This is a genomic window from Mucilaginibacter sp. P4_E8, assembly GCF_056401495.1.
Map to the genome: position 1 here is coordinate 23,042 of NZ_JBFUJG010000042.1, position 18,654 is coordinate 41,695.

Sequence of the window (18,654 nt, forward strand, 5' to 3'; positions counted from 1 at the left end):
CATAATCATTTTTTTGCATTGAATAAGTATATGCTTATTTTGCACCATGAAGATAGGGATAAAAGATGTTTTGTACAGGATCAGGCCGTTCTTTATCCTTTATCTGATCGTGTTGTGCGCATGTTTAATTGTTAAATTGCTTTACAGCCGCGAAACCATATACTTTGCTGTAAATAGACTAAACAGTTCATGGGCCGACGCCATTATGCCTTATATTACCGATGTTGGCGAAGGGCTAACCGTAGTTATTTTATCGGCTATAATAGCTTTATTCAGTTACCGCAAGGCTTTACTGCTGGTTTCAGGTTTTGCTGTAACCAGTATAACGGCTCAAATATTAAAACGAATTTTTGACGCACCGCGCCCCAGGTTATATTTTAGTCACCGGCTTAGTGAAATACACTTTGTTAAAGATGTTCAGGTATGGAGTGTGCATAGTTTCCCATCCGGGCACTCTGTTACCGCATTTTCGGCGGCTGTGGTAATTACTTATTTATGCAAAAATAAAGGCTGGGGGATACCAGCCTTATTAATCGCCATTTTAGTAGGTTATTCAAGAATGTATTTGAGCCAGCATTTTTTTGAGGATGTAATGGCTGGATCAGTGATAGGGGTTATAACCACCGTGTTCTGGTTAAGCTGGCTTGATAGTAAACAATTTATACATACCGGCAAATGGAACACGGGGTTAATAAGTACCCTCAAAAAATAATTATAATTAAGTTGTCAAGTCATCCTGAACTTGTTTCAGGATCTCTCAGGACAAGTTGACCGCCATGTTGTACAACCTTGCAAGTGGGATGCCGAAACGAGTTCGGCATGACGATTAAAATAGGAATTAAGCCGCTTGTTTCTTTTTTCTACGGATCATTGCAAATATTATAATGAGTATGATGAGTGGTCCGCCGCCATAAATGCCAATTTTGACYGGTGTTGATAAACCCTTGGCGTTAGAAACATACTGGTCATTCCGTTTCAAATCAGGCGCCAGTTTAATAGAGCTTGTAAACATCTTTAACTCATCTTTAACCAAATCTTTACGTTGTTCTTCATAATAATATTGAAAGGTGTAAGTAGCTTCCTGCGTGTAAAGCAATATAAATTGTCTTAGTTGTACAGGTTCACCCGTTGAGCCGGTTTTATCAACTCTTAAAGTAAATACTTTAGCTTCCAGTTTACCAATGATGGTATCGCGCGGGTTCATTACGCTACCCTCACCTGATTGTTTCTGAATGCCATCAATATAGGTTTGCAGTACTTTGTTGAGGTCTTTTTCTTTGTTTAGGGGTGTATTGTTGGCCGGATTTTGAGCGCGTAGGACTATCATAAACCCAAAAGCGCCATTCCCGGAATATATTTGCTGACCTAAAGTATCTTTCTTCTGGAAATTTGGCGGTAGCGAAACAGTAACAAGACTATCAATCTTTACCGGCTTAAGTTTTTGACTAAAGGCTGTAACGGTAAATAATATAAAAGTTAAACTTAAAATGATCTTTTTCATAGATATTTAAACCTGTGAAAGAGCAATTAGTTTTAAAAATTAGTTTATAGTGAATTTTAATTCCGGAGTATGGTATTGATAATCAGATATATTGGAGCTTTAAAAATGAGCGTTAAAAAAATCTGTTATCGCGAGGTAAGGAGTGATATCTCTTAAGTTAATGCTACCCAGCAATAAATAATATCAAGAGCGTTTTTATTTCATCAGTTTTGATACCCTTGCCCTGTTGTATTGCTGCAGCAAAATAGGGTAAATATTATAGATGATATTAGCGATAAGTATGAGCACCGAAAGCGTATAATGACTGGTTATTAACGCATATATAGCGGTTAACGAGAAGAAAACAAAGCATATGAAGTGATATCGTTCATACATCATAATAGTTTTCATGTATTGCACCGCGTTAGCTTTGCTTTTAATTATCCGGTAATTGGGTTTAGCCTTCCTGATCAGGCGGTTTATGAATTCGCCATTTTGCACAAATTTACGTACGAACTTAACACCAAAGTTTTCATAAAATCTGGGGTTGCGGCTTAATTGCATTTGACTGACAGGAAGAAATTGGCTTACTACACTAATGCCAATAAAAATAAAGCACCATAATAAAGAGTTGGCAGCAAACCAGTAAGCAATAACCGGGATAAAGCAGAGTATGGTCCAAAAGAAGTTTACTGCCTGGTTCATAACCTTTGCTTTTTAATGACTGTCTGCGAGAATACAGAAAGCGGGGGATTAAAAGGACATCATGCCGAACTTGTTTTGCATGACGCCCTGTCAATTTATAATCTTACGTATATAAGAAAATCGTTATCCTATTTTATCCATTTCGGCTTTTACAAACTCGGCCAGTTCTTTCACATAAGCGGCGCTGAAATCAAACTTGATACCCGCTGTTTCGTAAATTTCTTTAATGGTTTTGGTGTAGCCAAGCTTTAATGCATCAAGGTACTGCCGCAGACCTTTCTCCGGGTTTTCTTTGTAGTTTTTCCATACGGCTATGGCGCCTAACTGGGCCATACCATACTCTATGTAATAAAACGGAACCTCAAAAATATGCAATTGTTTTTGCCACAGGTTGGCTTCGGCGTCAGGATGTTCGCTCCAATCAACAAAGCCGGCCCCAAATGGTTCGTAAATTTCCATCCAGGCTGTTTTACGATCTTCGTCAGTATGGTTGGGGTTGGTATATATCCAATGCTGAAACTGATCGACCACAGCTACCCAGGGCAGGGTTTTTAATACATCAAATAGCTGGTCGCGTTTGGCACGTTTCAGGTCTTCTTCATTATCAAAAAATACATCCCAGTTATCCATCGATATCAACTCCATCGACATAGAGGCCAGCTCCGCGACTTCTGATGGGCAATGTTTAAAATCGTTCAGCTCCAGGTCGGCAGTTAAAAAAGTATGCACCGCGTGGCCGCCTTCGTGTACCATAGTGGTAAGGTCGCGGAAGGTATTGGCCGAGTTCATGAAAATAAAGGGAGCACCGGTTTCTGACAAGGGATAGTTATATCCGCCAGGCGCTTTACCTTTGCGGCTCTCCACATCAAAAAGGTTGTTATCCTTCATGATCTCCAAACGCTCACCTAAATAGCGGTTTATATTGCTGAAACACTGGATGGATTTTTCTATCAGTTCGTTACCATTGTTAAAAGGCTTTAAGGCCGGTTTACCTGATATATCAACATCCATATCCCATGGTTTTAACACAGGCAGGCTAAGTGCCTTTTTACGTTCTTCGGCCTGTTCATGTAGTATGGGTACTATTTCTTTTTCAATAGCCTCGTGAAAGGCGTAACAGTCCTGCGGGGTATAATCAAAACGACCTAATGCCTGGAACATATAATCCCTGAAGTTTTCAAACTTGGCATTCAGGGCAACGGTATGCCTTAATTTGCGTAAATGATCAAAAAGCTCATCAAGCTGATCTTTATCCTGTAGGCGGCGGGCTGTTATCTTTTCCCAAACTTCCTGACGTTTGGCGCGATCGGTGCCTTTTAAAAATACAGAAGCTTGTTCTAACGTAAACTCCTTATCATCAATATGAACCGACATAGCGCCGGTGATTGACTGGTATTTTTGTTGTTCAACCTGTATCTCAGTTTGTACCGGGATGTTCTCTTCCCTGAATAGTTCGAGGGCTTTTTTAACGGCACGCAAAAAGATGAAGTATTTTTTACCATCCAGCTTATCAACCCATTTACTGGCTACCAGCTTTTTATTAAGCTCGTTGCCATAAGGAGCAATTTTAGGCTCAATTTCGGTAGCAAAATATTGGAAGTTTTGCAATAGCTCTTCGCTGGTGGTGTCGCAGGTCATGCGGATGTAACGCCAGGCAAAGTCTTCTTCTAAAGCGGCTTCCAGTTCGCTTTTGTCATGCAGCCATTTTTCCAGCTCTTCAACTGAGTTAATGGAGCGGTTAAGCAGTTCTTTGTAAATTGGTTCCAGGTTTTCCCATTTAATATCAAGCGTAGCCGGGATATATGTTCTTGTTTTTTTGTGGATCATAATTTGTTTAATGTGCAGATGTGCATATATGCAAATGTGCAGATTATGGATGCAGATGTGCAAATAAATAAAAGTGAAAAAGCCCGAAAATTGTAAAATTACATCTCCCGGACTTTTCCCATTTATGGACTAAACCAACTAAATCGGTTTATAAAAAGTTTGCGACATGTGCTTTAGTCCATCCACATAACTGGTTGGTTTAAAGTTGAAGGCCTTTTCAAATTTGCTGCTGTCAAAAATATAATCATGATCAAACTGGTAATACATTTCTACAGTGCCCATGATCACTTTCTTGAACAGGCCAAAAATCCAGAGCATGAATTTACGAACACGCATGTATTTTGGTTTGATCTGATATGCGTTTGCAGCGATATCAAGAAACTGCCTGCCAGTTATGGCCGGAGCTGTGGGCAGGTGCCATATCTGATTATCACTATCGAGATTTTGACCAAGCAGGAACACGGCCTTACCGGCATCAGGAATGTATATATAATTATGTTTTTTATCAGGATCCCCAATCCATTGGGCCGGTTTCTTTTTAGCGTAGTTGCTTAGCACCATCATATCTATAAAGCTGTTGGTGGAGTCGGTGCCATAAAAATCAGGGGCCCGGGCAATAGTAGCACGAATGTTTCCAGCTTTTACTTCATCCATCAGCATGCTGGCAATACCCGCGCGGATCTCGCCTTTAACGCTGCTGGGTTTATAAGGCGTATTTTCGGTCATGGCGCCGTTAACCAGGCCGTACATGTAAACATTATCAAAAAATATCAGCCTTGCACCGGTTGCTTTGGTTACGTTTATTACATTTTTCATAATTACAGGCCACTGCTGCTTCCATATGGCAGCATCATAAACCAGCCCGGCAACAAGATAAATTACTGTTGACCCCTTGGCTGCGGATAAAACTTCGTCGTAATTTAACAGATCGGCTTTTTGCCAGGTTACATTGGCTGCCGTTGTTTGTACAGGCTTGCGGCTAACTAAACGAACGGTTTGATTAGCGTTTATTAATTCCTGTGTGAGGGCGCTGGCCACCGGGCCGCCGGCTCCAAATATAGTATGCATATGTTTTCTTGTTTTGTGTATAACAAAGGTAGGAGGGCTTTGTAAGTCAAAACGTTAACAAAAGATAAGAAAAACGGATTTCGGAATTCGGATGTTCGATTTGGGATTTAGAACAAGTAATAACCTGTCATTCTGAGCAGAGCATATTCCATAATAGACTCTTCGTTTCTCAGAGTGACAAACTTTTTAGAATTTCTATCCTATGCGCTTATCTTCATGATCCTGCGACGGATGCGTGATAGCGAAACGGGGGTTATCCCTAAAAAATTGGCAATGTAATGTTGCGGGATGCGCTGTAAAATTTCGCCGCCGGTTTCCAGTAGTTTATTGTAACGTTCTTCGGGAGTTTGGGTTACAAATGAGGTTACACGGTCTTCGTAACAGATCAGGTAATGTTCGGCTATCAGCCTGCCTAAACGCTCCATTTTATAACCTATTAGTTTATCGGCATAAGCCTTTTGCATACTGTTATAGCTCAGGCTAACAAATTGAGCATCTTCAAGGGCTTGTATGTAATTAATAGATGGCTGGCGGGTTAAGAAACTTTTATACGAGCTTGTAAATTCATTTTCGAAACAGAAGTAACCTGTAATTTCTTCACCATCTTTTATATGAAAAAACCTGACAGATCCTTGTACAATAAGCGCTATATGATTACATACTTTACCCGGCTCGGCAAAGTTCTTCTTTTTTTTGAGGGTACTTATTTCCAGCAGGGGTACCAAAGCCTGCCATTCCGCTTCATTAAGCGGAACAAATGATTCCGCGTGTTCTCTGAATTTATTGAGTGCGGTTAGTGTATCCATACCCTGTCCAACAAAAACAATACGGCAAATACCACGCTGGCAATACCGTTGGTGGTCATAAAAGCAAAATTTACCCGGCTCAGGTCGTTTGGCTTTACCAGCAGGTGCTGGTAAATAAGCATGGCACAGAAGAATAATATACCCGCATAATATAAAATGCCGAATTGAGAATGCGTAAAAAACACAGGCATCATGATGAATAGTGCCGATAACACATGTAAAAAGGTAGATAATCTTAAAGCATTTACTTTACCCATATAAGCAGGAATGGAATGCAGGTTTTTATCGCGGTCAAAATCCTCATCCTGCAGGGCGTAAATAATATCAAAGCCGCTTACCCAGCATAAAACCGAAAGCGAGAAAAATAAAGGTGTTAAGGCGAAAGCGCCGGTTACTACCAAATAAGCACCAATAGGAGCCAATGACAGGCCCAGGCCCAAAACCAAATGGCAAAGCGCCGTAAAACGTTTGGTCGCGCTGTAGCCCAACACAACAAACAATGCAACCGGCGACAGATAAAAGCATAATGGATTTATGAACCAGGTAGCTACAATAAACAGCGCGCAGTTAATTAATGTAAAGGTTAAAGCCGCCGGGGCGCTGATACGGCCCGATGGGATGTCGCGCTGTTTGGTGCGCGGGTTTTGCGCGTCAATATCCCTGTCCAGATAGCGATTAAATGCCATGGCCGAGTTACGGGCAAATACCATGCATAATATCATTAAAACCAGTTTTTGCCAGTCGAACCGGTGCTGCGTGGTGGTAACTGCCAGAAAAAAGCCGATAAAGGCAAATGGCATGGCAAAGATGGTATGGGTAAACGTTACTAATGAAAGATATTTTTTCATTGATATTAATCTCTTGGTTGATAAAAGGGCACTACAAAATCCTTATTTATATTGTCAATAAAAGCCAGTATCTCTTCGCGGCCCAGTTGTGTTTCTGATGAGGTTACAAAATAGTGTGGCGCTTCCTCAAAAGTGGCCAGCAGGGCTTTCTTAAATTTAGCTATATTTTGATCGGTTTTTACTGAGGATTGCTTATCAGCCTTGGTAAATATCAGCACGAATGATAATCCTTTTTCTCCAAGCCAGTTGCAAAACTCCAGATCTATCTTTTGCGGTTCAAGGCGGCTATCAATCAATACCATTACACATTGCAGGCTTTCGCGTTTATCCAGATAACTGTGGATAAATTTGCTCCAGTTGGCTTTATTTGTTTTTGATGCCCTTGCATAGCCATAACCCGGTAAATCAACAATATACCAGCTATCATTAATGTAAAAATGATTAATAAGCTGTGTTTTACCCGGTGTTTGCGATGTTTTAGCCAATCCCTTTTTTGCCGTAAGCATATTAATAAGAGATGATTTGCCCACGTTTGAACGCCCAATAAAAGCATACTCCGCTTTTATTGGTGGCGGTAGTTTTGAGATCTGGGTATTGCTGCAAATAAATTCGGCCGATTTAACAATCATGCTGCAAAGGTAATATTTTTAGTTATGGGTTTATGGCTGTTAAAGTTGATTAGGTTTGTGTTACATATTTACGCGAACTTGTTTTACAATGCTTAAACAATTGTAAATGCAATTATAAGTAAATTTGATGTTTAAACATATAATATAATGAATGAATATAAAATACCTGCCCAAACGCGTATAGGCCACGTACATTTAAAGGTGAGCGATCTGCAGCGTTCGCTTGATTTTTACTGTGGTTTACTGGGTTTTGAAAAAATGGTGATGTATGGCGATCAGGCTGCATTTATATCAGCGGGTGGTTATCACCATCATATAGGATTAAATACCTGGCAAAGTAAAGGCGCGCCACCCGCACCTGAATATGCACCCGGTTTATTCCATACCGCTATTTTATATCCAGAACGCAAAGACCTGGCAGTAGCCCTGCAACGGTTGATAGATGCAAAATACCAGATCACGGGGGCCTCAGATCATGGTGTATCAGAAGCGATATATCTGAATGACCCTGACCAAAATGGTGTTGAACTGTACTGGGACAGGCCTAAAGAACTTTGGCCAAAAGATGAAGCCGGCGAACTGACTATGTACACAAGGCGGTTGGATATTGAGGGGTTGTTAGGATTACTGGACTAATTGTTTGAACCAAGTTTACTTCTATAAACTCAGCTAAAACAAAATAAAAATAGGCGCTATTGCGCCTATTTTTATTTTGCTTCGACAATATTTATTTAACGTTCATCCAAATATTTATTTAGTTGAGCAAACAGTAAATCTTTATCCGATGGACTTCTGGCGTCTTTAACGGCTACCTTTCCGCCCTTATCAACTATTAAATAATGGGGCATCAGCACAGTAGCAGTATCATTATTCAGCGCGTTATGATACAGATTATCATATTCTTTATCTTCTAAGAAAAGATGATAACCATCCACCTGGTACTTTTCGATCTGCTGTTTCCATATGTACCTGTTCCCGCGCGATATGTATAGATAAGCAATGTTATTATTTGATTTATACTTAGCTTTTAGGGGATGGGTGAAATTGGCAAATTCAGCAAGACAGGGCCCACAGGTTGTTCCCCAAAAATCAGCATACACTACCTTACCTTTAAAATTATTACTGACAATGCTTTGAAATGAAGTTTCATTAGCATTGATAGTTAAAAATCTGGCACCGGGTGCATTGTTCATTTCTAAGGTCCACAAAAATTTTATTGCCAAAAAAGCTATTCCAAGACTTATACCTGTCATTACTGGTTTAAAAACAGGTGGCTTTTCCTTTTTAACATAAAGTCTTAACAGGTAAATACCCACAAATAAAAAAACAAGGCAAAGCACTGATTTTATGGCTATCAGCCATGTTAAAACTTTGTTATTTTCAAAAGCTTTGTCCAGTATTTCAGCTTTCTGTTCTTTGCTGAAATTATAAACATTCTGAACAGCGTATATCAATTGCTCCCTGACTTCTTTTTGCCATGACATGTAATGCAGGCTGATATCCAATATTAGGATAGGAATACATGCAAGCAGTATAACACCCAACCAAAAGTTTTTTGACTTTATCATTATGCTCAAGAACTATAGCTCCCTTATCTTGATATCCTTAAAATAGGCCTTATGACCATGATCCTGCAAGGCTATCAGACCTGTTTTTGCGTTGCCATAATCCGGGTGGTCTTTCCATTTGCCTTCGGCCTTTTTCTTTTTCCAATCCGCGTTCCAGGCTGTAAATTCAACAATTTTAGCGCCGTTTAACCAGTGCTCCACATGCCCGTTGTTAAAAATAATTTTGCTGGTATTCCATTGGCCCACAGGCATTATTTTCTTTTTATTGTTGGGCAGGTACATGGCATAATCACAACCGGTTTTTTGCCATTCTTCCAATTTTTCGGGCCAGCCATTGTCATCTATGATCTGATATTCGGGGCCTGTTTCATAAGTTGCAGGGTATTTAGCGTCTTCAACTATATGATATAACACACCGCTATTACTGCCTTTATCAATTTTCCATTGCCAGGTAAGCTCAAAGTTGGCGTATGATTTATCGGTAACAATATCACCGCCGGTATCGCCCTGGGCTGCACCTAAGCAAACCAGCGCGCCATTAACAATGGTCCAGTTTTTTACCGGTCCTTTTTTGTTGAAGCCATGCCAGCCTTTCAGGCTTTTACCATCAAACAAACTTACCCAACTGCCTTTTGCAGCAGCTTTTTTTACAGGTACAGGATCATTTGCCGGGATACCCGAAGTTTGTACACAAACCAGGCCAGCTGCAGCCAATACCAAACCGATCTTTTTTAGTTGTTGTTTCATATTATTTAGCAGATGTATTTATTTAGAGCTTAATTTATTTTTTGCTACCTGCATTTTTTCAGGATCCCAAAACATAGGGCTGTTATTATAATAACTGTCATTACACAGCAGGGCAGGGGCGGCAGCCCGATAGCCGAAAATAGCATCCTCGGTTACCTTACCATTATTCCTTATGGCGTTAAAAAAGTTATTCATGTGGTCATAAGGGCCGCCTAAGTAACCTTTTTCTGCATCATAGGTAATCTCTTCAGGCGGTACCATTTTTTTACGTTCGGCATAACCACTGCCTGCTTTTTTTAGCTTATCCAGGTAAAAAGGATCGTCGGACGCAAAGGTTTTATTCCTTTTCAGCGTCACCTTGTCCCATGTAATGTCCATTGATCCTTCGCTGCCCACCAATTTCAGGTAAGTAGTGCCGCTGGTGCCATCAACAAAATTGCACCTTAATGATAGGTTAAAGGCAGGGTGAACCTGTGTTTTACCATAATCAAAAGTACCTAACAGTACATCAGGCACTTCTCGGCCATCGTTCCAAAAACGCAGGCCGCCTGCTGCGTAAATTTTGTTGGGCCCCATAGAGCCGGTAATAAAGTGCAGGCTCGAGAACAGGTGCACAAAAAGGTCGCCGGCCATGCCTGTGCCATAATCGGTATAGTTGCGCCAGCGGAAAAAGCGTTTTGCATCAAAATCGCGTTTTTTGGTATTGCTGATATAGGTTTCCCAGTCGACTGTTTGTGGTGATGCATCCTCGGGAATAGGGTATTGCCAAACTTCCAATGGTTCGCGGCGGGCCCAAAAGCCTTCGGCATAATTAAGTTCGCCAATAGCCCCGCTTTTTAATAACTCCTGTGCTTTCTCATTACCCAATGATGATACACCCTGGCTGCCTACCTGGAAAATTTTACCTGTTTCTTTTTGTGCCTTTATTACAGCAGGACCCTCGCCTATAGCGTGAACCATTGGTTTTTCGCAATACACGTGCTTGCCCGCATGCATGGCGTCAACAGAAATTTGCTGGTGCCAGTGATCGGGTGTGCCAATAATAACGGCGTCAATATCTTTGCGGTTCAGGATCTCTTTATAAACACGGGTGGTAAAAATATCGGCGCCAAATTTGGTTTTAGCATCTTTCAACCTGCCATCGTACAGATCACACACTGCAACCAGTTTTACTCCTGGAATTTTGAGGGCAACATCAGTATCATTATTACCCATGCCTCCAGCGCCAATAAGGGCAATGTTGATCTGGTCGTTTAAACCGTAGCCTGGCGGCCTTTTTAGTATAGAAAATGGTTTAACATGGTTTTCGGCTGCTAATAAACTGCTGCCTGCGGCTACCGCCGCGGTGGTAGTGGCTAATTTTTTGATAAAACTGCGGCGTGACGACTCTTCTTTTTCTTTCATAGATTGAGATAATGAATTTGGTAACAATAATTAATAATAAAGAGAACTGATAACCCCGGTCATCTTTTGGGATGAGCCCGCTGCACTGGTTTTTAAACTAATTGGTTTTTAAAATTAGTGAATTGACTTAACATTTACACAACCCCTGCAACTTAATACAAGCAAATAAACTCAATCAACATACAATCACTATCTTTGCCATCACTATAAAAATGAGCAAAACAATAACTCCCTACCACGATCAGCAGGCTACCAAAAAAGAGCAGGTGGCCGATATGTTCAACAATATATCAAAAACCTATGATTTCCTGAACCACTTTTTATCATTGGGGATCGATATCATCTGGCGTAAAAAAGCTATCAACGAATTAAAAAAGGATAAGCCCAAACTGATACTTGATGTGGCTACCGGTACCGGCGATTTTGCGTTTGAAGCTTTAAAAGCACTTAAGCCCGAAAAAATAATAGGCGTAGATATTTCACGCGGGATGCTGGACATTGCCGAGCAGAAGATCCAAAAACGTAACCTTAGCGATAAATTTGAGGTAAAATTAGGTGATTCAGAAAAATTACCCTTTGAAGCTGATGAATTTGATGCTGTTACCGTTGCTTATGGCGTGCGTAATTTTGAACACCTGGAAACGGGCCTGGCCGATATACAGAGAGTATTAAAGCCTGGTGGCAAAGCGGTGATACTGGAGTTTTCTAAGCCGCGGGTATTCCCGATTAAGCAGTTATATAATTTTTATTTCAATTACATAACACCAGGCATAGGTAAGCTGTTCAGTAAAGATGCAAGGGCATATACCTATCTGCCTGAGTCGGTAGCTGCTTTTCCTGATGGGGAAAGCTTTGTGGCCCTGATGGATAAGGTAGGCTTTAAAAATACCAAGCACCGGCCATTGGCGTTTGGCATTTGTTCTATATATACAGGCATTAAATAAATGAGTTTAAAACGGTACCTTATAGTATTTATACCGATGTTTTGCAGCAATTTATTGTTTGCTCAACGGGTACCGGCATGGGGCGGTGGTGCTGATCTGCAAGACTTGAGCTTTGGGTTTAGCTTTGGTTATGTAAGCAATGATTTTAAAATTGTAAAAAAGCCCGACTGGCGTACCCCATTTTCCGATCCACAAACCGGTTTACCGCTTACCGGTCAGCTAAACAGCATCAGCTCAAAAGGCTCGCCTGGTTTTTCTGTTGGTTTTATAACCCGTTATCGCTTAACAGAACACCTGGAGGCGCGTTTTACCCCCTCACTTGTTTTTGCAGATCGTAACTTAACTTACACCTACGTAAACCCTGATCAGGATCCAAACGTAACAAAACAGGTGCAAACAACAACGGTTGATGTGCCTTTATCCCTTAAAATAAAGTCAGACAGGATAGGCGATTTCAGGGCCTATATTTTAGGAGGGGTTAAATATTCGCATGTTATTGGCTCAAAGAAAAATGACCTCAATTCGGATATGCTGGATAAATTGGTTAAAAATGTAAGCGGATATGGTTCTTACGAAGCCGGCCTGGGTTGTGATATTTATTTTGAGTTTTTTAAACTTTCGCCCGAGATTAAAATATCCAACTCATTTGGTAATGTGCTGGTTCCTGAAAACCATCCCTTCTCGGCCCCTATCAGCAAGCTTTCGTTGCATACTATTATGTTTAGTTTGTTTTTTGAGTAGTAGTATCTTTTTATTCATTTTGTCATCCTGAGGAACGAAGGATCTGGTCCCGGCTTTGCATGTTGGCGAATAGATGCTTCACTACGTTCAGCATGACAAATTTATAGAACACTATCTACCTCCCAAAGGTATCATTACCGTTAAACGACATTAATTTAAACTAAAAAACATAATTTCGCTGCAATAGTTATCTACATACCATGACTAAAATTGCTTTAATTACAGGTGCAACAGCCGGCATCGGCGAGGCTTGCGCCAATGTATTTGCCCGTGAAGGATATAATTTAATATTAACCGGCCGCAGGCTGGACCGTTTGGAAAAACTGGCTGCTCACTTAAATGATAAATATAATGTTGAGGTAGCGGTATCATCATTTGATGTGCGCAACGGCGAGCAGGTAATGGAAAACCTGGAAGGTTTGCCTGCCAAATGGAAAAAGGTAAATGTGCTGATTAACAATGCCGGTTTAAGCCAGGGACTTGACCCCATACAAAAAGGTAGTTATGATGATTGGGACACCATGATTGATACCAATGTTAAAGGGTTACTTTATGTAAGCCGGGTAGTATCAAACTGGATGATAGATAATGGTCATGGGCATATTGTAAACCTGGGCTCAATAGCCGGTAAGGAAGTTTATGCCAATGGTAATGTGTACTGCGCAACCAAGCACGCGGTTGATGCATTAAATAAAGGTATGCGTATTGATTTGCTACCGCATGGCATAAAGGTTACCGCTGTGCATCCCGGTGCAGTTGAAACAGAGTTTTCGGAAGTGCGTTTTAAGGGGGATAAAGAAAGAGCTAAGAAAGTGTATGAAGGTTTTGAACCTCTTGCTGCTCTTGATATTGCCGAAACAATATGGTTTGTTGCATCGCGGCCGGCCCATGTAAATATTAACGACCTGGTGATAATGCCAACCGCACAGGCCAATGCAGGTACGATATTCAGAAAATAATGTGCAGAGGTTTGATAATTTGAGGATTTGAAAATGGGCTTCAATTACTAAATCAGTAATTCAATAATTATAATCCGCACATTTGCACGTCTGAAATTTGCATATTTAAAAATTCACTAATTCAATAACTCACTAATTCACAAATTAAATAAATGTCACTAATCACTCAAATAGACCAGGATATAAAACTGGCTATGCTGGCCAAGCAAGCCGACAGATTAAGAGGGCTTCGCGCTATAAAATCGGCCTTGCTTTTAGCTAAAACCGAAAAAGGAGCTGCAGATGAGCTTACTGTTGAGGCCGAAACTAAAGTGCTTCAAAAACTGATTAAACAACGTAAAGAATCGGCAGATATCTACAGAACACAAAACCGCGAAGATCTTTACGAAATTGAGATGGAAGAAATGCAGGTGATCGAACCTTATTTACCGCAGCAAATGACCCGCTTTGAAATTGAAGGGTACCTTCAGGAACTCATTAGCAGGGTGGGGGCTACTTCTGTGCAGGACATGGGGAAAGTAATGGGTACAGCCAATAAAGAGCTTGCAGGTAAGGCCGACGGAAGAACTATATCAGAAGTTGTAAGGCAATTATTGGGCTAAGCTTAATTTAACCAGGTGGTTTATTAAATAATTGGATAACAGCTTTCTGGTTTTATAAAAAACAAACTTATGAAACCGTGATCGTTAATAATATATACTCTGTATTTAAATAAAACATTGTTAAATTTATTGCTATAATTGTTGTAACTCGTCCGTAATAAACTAATTTTATGGCGGAATAGTAGAATTTATACTGAATTTAATTTCGGTATAACAAAGTTGAAAAATTAATATTAAGATTTTATATGGATTTCGTGCTTAAAGAGGAAAACGGTTTTAGTTACATCGATGAGGGCGAAGGTGAGGTGCTGTTACTGTTACATGGTTTAATGGGCTCATTAAGCAATTGGGATGCTGTTGTTGACGAGTTTAAATCAAAGTATCGTGTAATAATACCTATACTGCCAATTTATGATATGCCTCTTTTAACTACGGGAGTAAAGAGTCTTTCAAAATTTGTACATAAATTTATAAAGTTTAAACAGCTAAGCAATATAACAGTACTGGGTAACTCACTGGGTGGGCATGTGGCATTGATTTATGTTTTGGCGCATCCCGAAAATATTAGGGCCATGGTATTAACCGGTAGCTCTGGTTTATATGAAAATGCGTTCGGGGGATCGTTCCCGAGGCGCGAAAGCATTGATTTTGTAAGGGAAAAGGTACAATATACTTTTTATGATCCCGTAGTGGCAACCGATGAGCTGGTTAATGACGTATATAAGTTAATAAATGACAGGCACAGTGTAATCAGGTTATTGGCTATGGCAAAATCGGCTATACGGCATAATATGAAAAAGGATCTGCATAAAATACAGATTCCTGTATCTTTAATATGGGGCCGGAATGATAAAATAACACCGCCCGAAGTGGCTTTGGAGTTTAATGAACTTTTGCCCGATTCTGAATTGCACTGGATAGATCAATGCGGGCATGCGCCAATGATGGAACGCCCCGTAGAGTTTAACAAGCTGTTAACAGAATTTTTGGAAAAAATAGGAAATAAAATAGGAGTTTAACATTATGGTTGCGATTGAACTGATAGCTGATGCAATTCCGCCGGTACATACTTCTGATACTATACAGAAGGTGTTAGACCGCATGATTGAGTTTCGCCTCAGGCATTTGCCTATCGTAAATGAGGAGCAGTTTTTAGGTTTGGTGGCCGAAGACGACCTGATTGGTGAAAGTGATTACCAGACAGCTGTTGGAGCCCTGGCCTTGTCATTGGTAAACCCTTATGTGCTCGAAGATCAGCATATATATGATGTTATACGTATGTTTTATGAGCGCCAGCTTACCATAGTTCCGGTGCTCAATGTAAAAAAGAATTATCTTGGCATCATCTCCATTAATGCCATAACTGAATATTTTGCAAAGATCACCTCAGTGGCACAACCCGGCGGTATCATTGTACTGGAGATCAATAATAAAAATAATTCGCTGGCGCATATGGCACAAATTGTTGAGTCAGATAATGCCCAGATCCTTAGTTCATATGTTCAAACTTTTCCTGATTCTACCAGGATGGAAGTAACCCTTAAAGTAAACAAGCAGGATATTTCGGCTATAATTGCTACTTTTTTGCGTTACGAATACGATATAAAAGCTACTTTTAATAATACAGATCATAATGATAATGCAAAAGATCGTTACGATTCGCTCATGAACTATCTTAATTTATAAATGGTTCATGAGTTCAGTGGCTCATTAGTTCATTGGTAATGTTATAATATATTACAGGACTTATTATGATAATGGCCCAATGAACTGATGAACAAGTGAACCAACGAACTAACCCATGAAGATAGCAGTTTACGGCAGGCCGTTTAATGATCCATCTGTAATTCCATACATCCAGCAGGTATTTGATAATCTGGCGCATCATGGTGCCGAAATATATGTTCATCATCAACTCAATGAATATCTGCAGGATAAAATAAGCACCATAAAATATAGCGTACTTCAAAGCACCGATTCATTAAAGGGTTTTATTGATCTTTTTTTAACACTGGGTGGCGATGGTACGCTGCTTGATATGGTAACCGTTATTCGCGACTCGGGTATACCTGTAATTGGTATTAATTTTGGCCGTCTTGGTTTTTTAGCCAGCATAAATAAGAGCGATATTACTGCTGCCATACATGCAGTAGTTAACAAGGAGTTTACCCTTGATTGCCGTGAGTTGCTTACTATTGATTCATCAATGAAAATTTTTGGCGATGATAACTTTGCCCTTAATGATGTAACTATCCATAAGCGCGATGATGCCGCCATGATCATAACCCACGTGTTTTTAAATGATGAATTTTTAAACTCTTACTGGGGCGATGGTATCATTATATCTACGTCAACCGGGTCAACAGCTTATTCCTTAAGTTGCGGCGGACCTATTATTTTCCCACAGTCAAACAGCATAGTAGTTACACCAGTGTCGCCGCATAACTTAAATGTACGGCCAATAATATTGCCCGATAGCAGCAAACTTTGTTTTGAGGTGGAGAGCCGCAGTGCAAACTACCTGGTATCATGCGATTCGAGGGTAGCCGTTTTGGACGAGACCGTGAAATTTCACGTTCAAAAAGCCGATTTTCAGCTCAATTTGATACGTTTAAATAATGAAAGTTATTTAACCACGTTGAGAAACAAATTATTATGGGGCTTGGATGCCCGTAATTACTAATTTTGCTTAATGCCCAAATTTACAGCACTAATACTTTTATTATTTGTTTCCTATCATTTGCAGGCCCAAACCTGGGAGGTTGGCGGTGCTGTAGGTGGTGCGGGTTATATAGGCGACCTTAACCCTAACAATCCGGTTAAGATAAGCGGTGTATCGGGCGGCTTATTTGTGAAGCGTAATTTCGACGGCTATTTATCAGCAAAATTAAATTTTACTTATGGCAAGATCAGTGCCGATGATAGTAAGTCAAGCAGTCAGCAATTTCGTGATCGCAATTTAAGCTTTAATGATCCCCTGAAAGAAGTGAGCCTTATTGGCGAGTTCAATTTTATGAAATATATACCTGATGCAGGTCCTAACAAATATACACCTTACATATATACCGGTGTTGGTTTAACGGCCTATACGCCGCGCACCAATTACCAGGGACAATCATATAGCTTAAGAGCCTTAGGAACCGAGGGGCAGCAAAAGGCATACGGCAAAAGTACAGTGGTGATTCCTTATGGTGTGGGCATAAAGTATAATTTTAATAGTAAGTGGACGGCTGCAGCCGATATTGGCTACAGATACACTTTTACAGATTATCTTGATGACGTAAGTGGTGTATATGCTAATCCAAACAACCTTCCAAACAATCTTTCCAGAGCCCTCGCAGATCGTTCGGGCGAAGTAACCGGCACATATATTGGCCAACCAGGTTCACAACGCGGGGATTTTAAACCACGCGATACCTATTTTTTTATAGGATTTACACTTTCTTATACGTTTGTTACACAGAGCTGTTATTATTAGTGTCCATCAATAAAACAAAATTATATTTTGTTTTATTGATAATAATGAAATTAAATTTTCGTTTAATTCATATTTAACAGTATTTAATATTGTTAGTGTTTTTTAACCTTAAACTTTAAGATCATGGCCGAATTAAATTCTTCTCCCCARAAGGCAGGCGGTACTCGCGGACGAAAAAAAATGAACGTGCGTGTTGACCTTACCGCAATGGTTGATCTGGCTTTCCTGCTGATCACCTTTTTTATGCTCACCACCACATTATCAAAATCAAAGGCTATGGATGTGGCCATGCCGGTTGGCCCCGAAGGTGGCCCGGTACCTGCAAGCCGTAGCTTTACAATATGCCTGGGTAAAAACAGCCAGGTAATGTGGTACCTGGGCGAGCTGAAAAATCCAATTATTGCACCCACCATCACAGGGCTTAATAAAGATGGGATCAGGAAGGCATTGTTCGAAACCAGTAAAATGGTGCATGATAAAACCGGTAAAAGTATGATAGTGGTGGTAAAACCATCTGCTCATGCTGTGTATAAGGATCTGGTTAATGTTTTAGATGAGCTTAACATAACCAACATGCAAACCTATGCCATTGTTGATATTGATGGGCATGATACTGATGCTTTGAAACAAAAAGGAGCTTATTAAATTACCGCGCTTTTTATAGCTTAAAATACGCAGGTTTAAAAGCCGGATATCATGATCATCAGATGATTTTTGATATCCGGCTTTTTATTTTCAGATTTAAATAAATGGAATAAATCATAAATAAAATGACATTTAAGTGCTTTTTACAGCATTTTGCTGCATTATTTATAATAACATTTTCTTTTCGTGAAGCATACTAAAAA

General features: G+C 40.1%; 21 protein-coding genes. 11 read left to right on the forward strand and 10 right to left on the reverse strand.

All coding sequences use genetic code 11. The features are described from left to right. The first annotated feature begins 46 nt into the window (after nt 1–46). Nucleotides 47–712: a phosphatase PAP2 family protein gene (locus AC1DRQ_RS16285; RefSeq protein ID WP_477425709.1), complete on the forward strand. Its 666-nt coding sequence runs from the start codon at nt 47–49 to the stop codon at nt 710–712. Between the two features lie 126 nt (nt 713–838). Here the strand turns inward: AC1DRQ_RS16285 and AC1DRQ_RS16290 are convergent, their stop codons facing one another. The 7 genes from AC1DRQ_RS16290 to yihA all read right to left on the reverse strand — a co-directional run bounded on the left by AC1DRQ_RS16290 (nt 839) and on the right by yihA (nt 7,363). Further along, the gene (locus tag AC1DRQ_RS16290; RefSeq protein WP_477425710.1) at nt 839–1,501 is read right to left on the reverse strand and encodes a hypothetical protein; all 663 of its coding nucleotides are present in this window, start codon (nt 1,499–1,501) and stop codon (nt 839–841) included. A 195-nt stretch (nt 1,502–1,696) separates the two neighbouring features. Beyond that, on the reverse strand, nt 1,697–2,185 hold the full coding sequence (locus tag AC1DRQ_RS16295) for a glycosyl-4,4'-diaponeurosporenoate acyltransferase CrtO family protein (protein ID WP_477425711.1): 489 nt from the start codon (nt 2,183–2,185) through the stop codon (nt 1,697–1,699). Nucleotides 2,186–2,308: 123 nt separating this feature from the next. After that, nucleotides 2,309–4,012, reverse strand: a complete 1,704-nt coding sequence (locus AC1DRQ_RS16300) for a M3 family oligoendopeptidase (RefSeq protein WP_477425712.1) — start codon at nt 4,010–4,012, stop codon at nt 2,309–2,311. A 138-nt stretch (nt 4,013–4,150) separates the two neighbouring features. Beyond that, on the reverse strand, nt 4,151–5,080 hold the full coding sequence (locus AC1DRQ_RS16305; protein WP_477425713.1) for an NAD-dependent epimerase/dehydratase family protein: 930 nt from the start codon (nt 5,078–5,080) through the stop codon (nt 4,151–4,153). Between the two features lie 200 nt (nt 5,081–5,280). After that, a complete protein-coding gene (locus AC1DRQ_RS16310) occupies nt 5,281–5,886 on the reverse strand; it encodes a Crp/Fnr family transcriptional regulator (protein WP_429394536.1) in 606 nt (201 codons plus the stop codon). Continuing rightward, the gene (locus AC1DRQ_RS16315; RefSeq protein WP_477425714.1) at nt 5,874–6,734 is read right to left on the reverse strand and encodes a UbiA-like polyprenyltransferase; all 861 of its coding nucleotides are present in this window, start codon (nt 6,732–6,734) and stop codon (nt 5,874–5,876) included. The genes AC1DRQ_RS16310 and AC1DRQ_RS16315 overlap by 13 nt, the downstream gene beginning before the upstream one ends. A 5-nt stretch (nt 6,735–6,739) precedes the next feature. Next, nucleotides 6,740–7,363 carry a ribosome biogenesis GTP-binding protein YihA/YsxC gene (gene yihA, locus AC1DRQ_RS16320; protein WP_477425715.1) on the reverse strand — a complete coding sequence of 208 codons (624 nt, stop codon included), beginning with the start codon at nt 7,361–7,363 and terminating at the stop codon, nt 6,740–6,742. 147 nt (nt 7,364–7,510) lie between these two features. Here yihA and AC1DRQ_RS16325 point away from each other — a divergent pair, with 147 nt between their 5' ends. Next, on the forward strand, nt 7,511–7,999 hold the full coding sequence (locus tag AC1DRQ_RS16325) for a VOC family protein (protein WP_477425716.1): 489 nt from the start codon (nt 7,511–7,513) through the stop codon (nt 7,997–7,999). Between the two features lie 95 nt (nt 8,000–8,094). Here AC1DRQ_RS16325 and AC1DRQ_RS16330 read toward each other — a convergent pair whose 3' ends face one another. Genes AC1DRQ_RS16330 through AC1DRQ_RS16340 form a run of 3 tightly spaced genes read right to left on the reverse strand, consistent with a single transcriptional unit; the run spans nt 8,095 to nt 11,082 of the window. Beyond that, nucleotides 8,095–8,931, reverse strand: a complete 837-nt coding sequence (locus tag AC1DRQ_RS16330) for a TlpA family protein disulfide reductase (protein ID WP_477425717.1) — start codon at nt 8,929–8,931, stop codon at nt 8,095–8,097. A 12-nt stretch (nt 8,932–8,943) separates the two neighbouring features. Next, nucleotides 8,944–9,678 (reverse strand): 3-keto-disaccharide hydrolase, encoded by a 735-nt coding sequence (locus tag AC1DRQ_RS16335; RefSeq protein ID WP_477425718.1) that lies wholly within the window; start codon nt 9,676–9,678, stop codon nt 8,944–8,946. 18 nt (nt 9,679–9,696) lie between these two features. Continuing rightward, on the reverse strand, nt 9,697–11,082 hold the full coding sequence (locus AC1DRQ_RS16340) for a Gfo/Idh/MocA family protein (protein ID WP_429394551.1): 1,386 nt from the start codon (nt 11,080–11,082) through the stop codon (nt 9,697–9,699). A 212-nt stretch (nt 11,083–11,294) separates the two neighbouring features. On the opposite strand from AC1DRQ_RS16340, the gene ubiE reads away from it, so the two are divergent. The 9 genes from ubiE to AC1DRQ_RS16385 all read left to right on the forward strand — a co-directional run bounded on the left by ubiE (nt 11,295) and on the right by AC1DRQ_RS16385 (nt 18,451). Further along, the gene (ubiE, locus tag AC1DRQ_RS16345; protein WP_429394554.1) at nt 11,295–12,026 is read left to right on the forward strand and encodes a bifunctional demethylmenaquinone methyltransferase/2-methoxy-6-polyprenyl-1,4-benzoquinol methylase UbiE; all 732 of its coding nucleotides are present in this window, start codon (nt 11,295–11,297) and stop codon (nt 12,024–12,026) included. Beyond that, nucleotides 12,027–12,767: a type IX secretion/gliding motility protein PorT/SprT gene (porT, locus tag AC1DRQ_RS16350; RefSeq protein WP_429394556.1), complete on the forward strand. Its 741-nt coding sequence runs from the start codon at nt 12,027–12,029 to the stop codon at nt 12,765–12,767. It abuts the gene before it with no gap. A gap of 200 nt (nt 12,768–12,967) precedes the next feature. Further along, entirely contained in the window at nt 12,968–13,726 is a 759-nt protein-coding gene (locus AC1DRQ_RS16355) for an SDR family oxidoreductase (protein WP_477425719.1), read from the forward strand. A 152-nt stretch (nt 13,727–13,878) separates the two neighbouring features. Then, entirely contained in the window at nt 13,879–14,328 is a 450-nt protein-coding gene (locus AC1DRQ_RS16360; RefSeq protein ID WP_477425720.1) for a GatB/YqeY domain-containing protein, read from the forward strand. Between the two features lie 245 nt (nt 14,329–14,573). Continuing rightward, nucleotides 14,574–15,347, forward strand: a complete 774-nt coding sequence (locus tag AC1DRQ_RS16365) for an alpha/beta fold hydrolase (RefSeq protein ID WP_477425721.1) — start codon at nt 14,574–14,576, stop codon at nt 15,345–15,347. A 4-nt stretch (nt 15,348–15,351) separates the two neighbouring features. Continuing rightward, nucleotides 15,352–16,014 carry a CBS domain-containing protein gene (locus AC1DRQ_RS16370; protein ID WP_429394564.1) on the forward strand — a complete coding sequence of 221 codons (663 nt, stop codon included), beginning with the start codon at nt 15,352–15,354 and terminating at the stop codon, nt 16,012–16,014. 115 nt (nt 16,015–16,129) lie between these two features. Next, the gene (locus AC1DRQ_RS16375) at nt 16,130–17,011 is read left to right on the forward strand and encodes an NAD kinase (RefSeq protein ID WP_429394567.1); all 882 of its coding nucleotides are present in this window, start codon (nt 16,130–16,132) and stop codon (nt 17,009–17,011) included. A gap of 9 nt (nt 17,012–17,020) precedes the next feature. Beyond that, nucleotides 17,021–17,806, forward strand: coding sequence for a type IX secretion system protein PorG (gene porG, locus AC1DRQ_RS16380; RefSeq protein WP_477425722.1), 786 nt, complete (start codon nt 17,021–17,023; stop codon nt 17,804–17,806). Nucleotides 17,807–17,929: 123 nt separating this feature from the next. Continuing rightward, nucleotides 17,930–18,451, forward strand: a complete 522-nt coding sequence (locus AC1DRQ_RS16385) for an ExbD/TolR family protein (RefSeq protein ID WP_477425723.1) — start codon at nt 17,930–17,932, stop codon at nt 18,449–18,451. The last annotated feature ends 203 nt before the right edge of the window (nt 18,452–18,654 follow it).

Bases quoted from the DNA above. Each gene is read 5' to 3' on its own strand.
- AC1DRQ_RS16310 (WP_429394536.1), bottom strand. From the start codon at position 5,886: ATGGATACACTAACCGCACTCAATAAATTCAGAGAACACGCGGAATCA.
- AC1DRQ_RS16355 (WP_477425719.1), top strand. From the start codon at position 12,968: ATGACTAAAATTGCTTTAATTACAGGTGCAACAGCCGGCATCGGCGAG.
- AC1DRQ_RS16365 (WP_477425721.1), top strand. From the start codon at position 14,574: ATGGATTTCGTGCTTAAAGAGGAAAACGGTTTTAGTTACATCGATGAG.
- AC1DRQ_RS16315 (WP_477425714.1), bottom strand. From the start codon at position 6,734: ATGAAAAAATATCTTTCATTAGTAACGTTTACCCATACCATCTTTGCC.
- AC1DRQ_RS16325 (WP_477425716.1), top strand. From the start codon at position 7,511: ATGAATGAATATAAAATACCTGCCCAAACGCGTATAGGCCACGTACAT.
- AC1DRQ_RS16330 (WP_477425717.1), bottom strand. From the start codon at position 8,931: ATGATAAAGTCAAAAAACTTTTGGTTGGGTGTTATACTGCTTGCATGT.
- AC1DRQ_RS16285 (WP_477425709.1), top strand. From the start codon at position 47: ATGAAGATAGGGATAAAAGATGTTTTGTACAGGATCAGGCCGTTCTTT.
- AC1DRQ_RS16295 (WP_477425711.1), bottom strand. From the start codon at position 2,185: ATGAACCAGGCAGTAAACTTCTTTTGGACCATACTCTGCTTTATCCCG.
- ubiE (WP_429394554.1), top strand. From the start codon at position 11,295: ATGAGCAAAACAATAACTCCCTACCACGATCAGCAGGCTACCAAAAAA.
- porG (WP_477425722.1), top strand. From the start codon at position 17,021: ATGCCCAAATTTACAGCACTAATACTTTTATTATTTGTTTCCTATCAT.
- AC1DRQ_RS16360 (WP_477425720.1), top strand. From the start codon at position 13,879: ATGTCACTAATCACTCAAATAGACCAGGATATAAAACTGGCTATGCTG.
- yihA (WP_477425715.1), bottom strand. From the start codon at position 7,363: ATGATTGTTAAATCGGCCGAATTTATTTGCAGCAATACCCAGATCTCA.
- AC1DRQ_RS16370 (WP_429394564.1), top strand. From the start codon at position 15,352: ATGGTTGCGATTGAACTGATAGCTGATGCAATTCCGCCGGTACATACT.
- AC1DRQ_RS16305 (WP_477425713.1), bottom strand. From the start codon at position 5,080: ATGCATACTATATTTGGAGCCGGCGGCCCGGTGGCCAGCGCCCTCACA.
- porT (WP_429394556.1), top strand. From the start codon at position 12,027: ATGAGTTTAAAACGGTACCTTATAGTATTTATACCGATGTTTTGCAGC.
- AC1DRQ_RS16300 (WP_477425712.1), bottom strand. From the start codon at position 4,012: ATGATCCACAAAAAAACAAGAACATATATCCCGGCTACGCTTGATATT.
- AC1DRQ_RS16340 (WP_429394551.1), bottom strand. From the start codon at position 11,082: ATGAAAGAAAAAGAAGAGTCGTCACGCCGCAGTTTTATCAAAAAATTA.
- AC1DRQ_RS16375 (WP_429394567.1), top strand. From the start codon at position 16,130: ATGAAGATAGCAGTTTACGGCAGGCCGTTTAATGATCCATCTGTAATT.
- AC1DRQ_RS16335 (WP_477425718.1), bottom strand. From the start codon at position 9,678: ATGAAACAACAACTAAAAAAGATCGGTTTGGTATTGGCTGCAGCTGGC.